Raw genomic sequence first — 3,882 nt, forward strand, 5'->3', positions numbered from 1 at the left:
CGCTGCCTCTCGGGCTCGCGGCGGTCTGGCTCGTGACGGCCGTGCGGCTTGGCGGGGGGAACCTCGCCAGTAGGTTCCAGGTCGGCTTCACGCTTCTCAAGCTCGTGCTGATACTGGCCTTCATTGTCGCGGGCTTGGCCGGGAACGGAGGCGGATCGGTCTCCTTCGCGCCGAGCGCGTCCGACCCGGCCCGGATCTTCAGCGCCGGCTTCGTGGTGAGCCTCGTCTTCGTGATGTACGCCTATTCGGGCTGGAACGCCGCGACCTATATCGTCGGCGACTTGGCCGATCCGGCCCGCAGCCTGCCACGCGCCCTGTTCGTCGGGACCGGCCTCGTGTCGGCTCTCTACGTCATGTTGACTGCCGTGTTCCTCTATACGACGCCGGTGGCGGAGGTCGCAGGACAGGTCGAGGTCGCCCTGATCAGCGGCCGCCACGTCTTCGGCGATGCGGGCGGGCGGATCGTCGGCCTGCTGATCTGCGTCGGCTTGATCCCGACCATCGGCGCGATGATGTGGATCGGTCCGAGCGTCACTGTGGCGATGGGCGAGGACGTGCCGCTGCTGCGCCAGCTCGCACGCCGCTCAGCCACCGGCGTGCCGGTCGCCGCGATCCTCCTCCAGGCCGTCGTCGCCAGCCTGCTGCTCCTCACGCGGAGCTTCGAGGCGGTGCTCGAATTTATCCAATTCGGCCTGCTCTCCTGCGCGTTCCTGACGGTGCTTGGCGTGATCAAGCTCCGCATCACGCGGCCGGACCTGCCGCGACCGTTCCGGGCTTGGGGCTATCCAATCACGCCGCTGATCTTCCTCACCGTGACCCTGTTCATGCTGGTGCACCTCGCCGTCTCCCGGCCGCTCCAATCGCTCGCCGGCGCCGTCCTGATGCTGGTCGGCCTGGGGCTCTACGCCCTGACGGCCTCGAATGCGCGGCGCGAAGTGACGAAGGTCCCGTGATGAGGGTCTCCGGCTCGACAAGCGGCGTCGAACGCGATTACCGGGCGGAGCCTGCATCGGACGCGGCCGACCGCAACACGTCGAGGCGATACTCGGCGGTTCGTGCCTGCTTCAAGATCGGCGCGAACCCTCGGGCGCCCGCGATGAAGCCTTCAGCGGCATCGTCGCCGGAGAGCTGGTAGTGGGCGACGCCGAGCCAGTGCACCAGAACGACGTCTCCGCCTGGCAGCAACGCGCTCCCGACCCGCGCGACGAGACGTGCGAGGTCGGCACGGTCAAGATAGTAGGCCACTTCCGAGATCACGATCAGATCGAAGCGCCCGTCCGGCCACTCACCAGGGACGGCAGCCAGCTGGAAGCGGGCGTTCGGCCGATCGGCGCAGCGGACGCGGGCAGCGTCGAGAACGGACGGCACCACATCAAGCCCCAGCACTGCGTCGCAGCGCGGGCAGAGCTGGCGGGTGAATACACCGATCGAGCAACCAACGTCGAGGGCGGACGTGTAATGGGCCCGCGGCAGCGCCGCGAGCGTGGCCGCATACTTGTCCCGCTCATACGCGCTCGTGGCGAAGCGCCAGGGGTCGGAATCCGTGGCGTACATGCCCTTGAAATAATTCGTATCGAGGGAAGTCGCGCGACGGCCCGCTGCGATCTCGGCCGAACCGCCGGCACCGGTCTCCGCACCCGCGGCGCCCTTCATCCCGAGCATCGCACCAGCGACGATGGCGCTTCCAGACCCTAGCAGAACGCGACGTGAGAGCGGCTTGCAGTCGCGCACGATAATCCTCGACCACCGCTGTCGGCAGGTATCGGGGCAACTGCACCTAGAAGGGACAGTTCCGGGGCGCGACACAGAGCGGCGCTGCCTCGTCCCCGTGACCTCCTTCAGCGAGTATGCCGACACGAAGGCGCGCAAGACGCCGGTGTGGTTCGCCCTCGACGACGACCGGCCACTGTTCACCTTCGCCGAGATCTGACGGCCGTGGAGGGGCGTGCGGGGCACGAAGAAGGAGAACCCCGACCGGGTCGAGGAGGAGCACCGACTCTACAGCTTCCTGACCTGCCCGGCGAACGGCATGGTCGGCCCGGTGCACCCGAAGGCGACGCCGGTGCTGCTCACCACGCCTGAGGAATGGCGGACTTGGCTGGATGCGCCGGTCGAGGAGGCGCTGAAGCTGCAGCGCCCGCTGCCCGACGCCGAGATGCGGGAGGTCGCGCGGGGTGAGCAGGGCGATGGGGCCTGAGCCTTCACCAGTACCCGGCGCGGTGCCCGATACAGTAGGACGCCGCCGTGGCGGCCAGGAACAAGATGCGGAAGATCCAGGCTTCGGCTTTGAGCCGCTCGCGCGCCGTCATGGGTCCGCGGAGTGGCTGTCGACGGTCCGGCTGCGGTGCGTGGGTCGCGATCCACGCCTGAAACCTCTCCTCGGGGGTCTCCTTTCGACGCTCCGGGCGGAACTGCGGGTTGGTCATCGCCGGTCCGGCCGGGCCAGCAGGATCGCGGTGCGCGCCATCTTGCGCTTGAATTTCTCGGACCGATCCGAATCAGCCAGGGCTCTTGCCGTGGGATCGTGCGTTTGCACCGCTAGAGCGAGGTTCAGCAGATGGCCGCCACCAACTGGGTAAGCGCTGGTCTCCGGGCTCTCCATGACCACATCGACGGCCGCATCGATCTCGTCGTCCCCGATTTCGCCGGCCTTGCGGAGTTCGCTGATTGTGGGAGGGCTGGGCATGCCGGGACGCTACCGAGCCATGCCCGACTCGTCCATCAGGCCCATCCGGATCGCAAGGGCAATCAGATCGTCATCGGTTAAGGCTGTGCCACCCTCAACCTGCCAGAGCATCAGGTCGTCACCTATGGACTCGATGGTGTGACCAGCGTCTCGTAGGCCGTCCACGGCAACTATCAGCAGCTCGGGGTCGGTCATGCCCATCCCACCAGCCACGCCATCGCAAGGACGACGAGACCCAAGGCGAACGTGGCTAGCCGATAGCAGGCGTTGGATCTTTAGAGGAGAAGGGTGAGGGCATAATCTTTCCCTCCTACCTGAGGGATGGGGCAGGATGTAGGTGTCCGTCACGATATATCCTTGGCCGGATCAGCGCCCTGCCATCCTGTCGAGGAGCGCCACGCTAGCCGTCGAGATCACGTTGCCGGCGCCAGACTGTGGGAACTGCGGATATCGCTCGCATTGGGCGCGGCGCCCGGCGTTCGGCATGCCGGCGTCGAAGCTCACATCTTCGGCGCTGCCGCCGCGCTTCGGAGCGGTATCGTGCTGCCCGCCAAGTCCTCGGCGGTTAGGTAGTACATGCTTGCGGGCGGCGTTTCGAAGACCTTCGTCTGCACAGCCTTAGAGATGGCGACCTGGTCGAGGAACCAAGCCGCGCCACCTTGCGCCCGATCGCTCTCCTGCACAGTCAGTTGTCCGCCGTCAGCGCGCCGCCAGCGATGTACACCCAGTCGGCCACCTTCATAGACGACCCGGTCGGGCTTGCCCGTCCTCGCATTGGACCCACCGAAGAAGATCGAGCCGCAAGCGCTTTCGCAAGTTGCGCCCGGCGGGATAGCGGTGCCGATCCCCTTCCGCTTGAGGAACAGGCCGATGACCATGCCCTCGAAGTGATGGCCGCCGCGCGAGTTCAGGACGAAGACGATGGGCTTACCCGGCCGCTTCTGCCGGGCCTCTGCGACCACGTCCTCAACCTTGTAGAGCTCACGCGGCAGGATTGTGCCGCTCAGCCTGACCAGTGACGCTGACGTGCTGTGCCCGAGATCGAGGGCAATGTCGGCCGCCCGGGCGCCTGCTGGGACGAGGCTCGCAACCAGCAAGGACAGGGCGAGACCAGGTAAGCGCATACTCGATGATCTTGCGTAGTCTGGTCGCTGTCCAGCACGGTCAGCGTTGAGGAACCTAGTGCACTGACTCAG

Annotated in this window: 6 protein-coding genes and 1 pseudogene; 2 read left to right on the top strand and 5 right to left on the bottom strand. The window is 66.6% G+C overall.

Going from position 1 to position 3,882, the window contains the following annotated elements; translation table 11 throughout:
- Positions 1-953, top strand: a 953-nt coding sequence (locus tag COGEMETH_RS25195; protein WP_238185399.1) for an APC family permease, incomplete at its 5' end; no start/stop codon positions are given.
- Positions 954-990: 37 nt separating this feature from the next.
- On the opposite strand, the gene COGEMETH_RS25200 is transcribed toward COGEMETH_RS25195, so the two are convergent.
- Entirely contained in the window at positions 991-1,653 is a 663-nt protein-coding gene (locus COGEMETH_RS25200) for a class I SAM-dependent DNA methyltransferase (protein ID WP_238185400.1), read from the bottom strand.
- A gap of 157 nt (positions 1,654-1,810) precedes the next feature.
- On the opposite strand from COGEMETH_RS25200, the pseudogene COGEMETH_RS25205 reads away from it, so the two are divergent.
- Positions 1,811-2,197, top strand: a pseudogene (locus COGEMETH_RS25205) (SOS response-associated peptidase family protein); the annotation flags it as partial.
- Between the two features lie 4 nt (positions 2,198-2,201).
- Here COGEMETH_RS25205 and COGEMETH_RS25210 read toward each other — a convergent pair.
- The 4 genes from COGEMETH_RS25210 to COGEMETH_RS25225 form a co-directional block, all read right to left on the bottom strand.
- Positions 2,202-2,426, bottom strand: coding sequence for a hypothetical protein (locus tag COGEMETH_RS25210; protein WP_238185401.1), 225 nt, complete (start codon positions 2,424-2,426; stop codon positions 2,202-2,204).
- Complete coding sequence (locus COGEMETH_RS25215; protein WP_238185402.1) at positions 2,423-2,686, bottom strand: hypothetical protein; 264 nt, start codon at positions 2,684-2,686, stop codon at positions 2,423-2,425. The genes COGEMETH_RS25210 and COGEMETH_RS25215 overlap by 4 nt, the downstream gene beginning before the upstream one ends.
- Positions 2,687-2,695: 9 nt before the next feature.
- Positions 2,696-2,881, bottom strand: coding sequence for a hypothetical protein (locus tag COGEMETH_RS25220; RefSeq protein WP_238185403.1), 186 nt, complete (start codon positions 2,879-2,881; stop codon positions 2,696-2,698).
- A 305-nt stretch (positions 2,882-3,186) separates the two neighbouring features.
- Entirely contained in the window at positions 3,187-3,810 is a 624-nt protein-coding gene (locus COGEMETH_RS25225) for a hypothetical protein (RefSeq protein WP_238185404.1), read from the bottom strand.
- Between the last annotated feature and the right edge of the window lie 72 nt (positions 3,811-3,882).

The sequence above is a fragment of the Methylobacterium trifolii genome (assembly GCF_022179685.1).
GTDB lineage: Bacteria > Pseudomonadota > Alphaproteobacteria > Rhizobiales > Beijerinckiaceae > Methylobacterium > Methylobacterium trifolii.

Excerpts from the sequence above, each read along its gene's own strand:
- COGEMETH_RS25200 (WP_238185400.1), bottom strand. The coding sequence starts at position 1,653 with ATGAAGGGCGCCGCGGGTGCGGAGACCGGTGCCGGCGGTTCGGCCGAG.
- COGEMETH_RS25210 (WP_238185401.1), bottom strand. The coding sequence starts at position 2,426 with ATGACCAACCCGCAGTTCCGCCCGGAGCGTCGAAAGGAGACCCCCGAG.
- COGEMETH_RS25215 (WP_238185402.1), bottom strand. The coding sequence starts at position 2,686 with ATGCCCAGCCCTCCCACAATCAGCGAACTCCGCAAGGCCGGCGAAATC.
- COGEMETH_RS25220 (WP_238185403.1), bottom strand. The coding sequence starts at position 2,881 with ATGACCGACCCCGAGCTGCTGATAGTTGCCGTGGACGGCCTACGAGAC.
- COGEMETH_RS25225 (WP_238185404.1), bottom strand. The coding sequence starts at position 3,810 with ATGCGCTTACCTGGTCTCGCCCTGTCCTTGCTGGTTGCGAGCCTCGTC.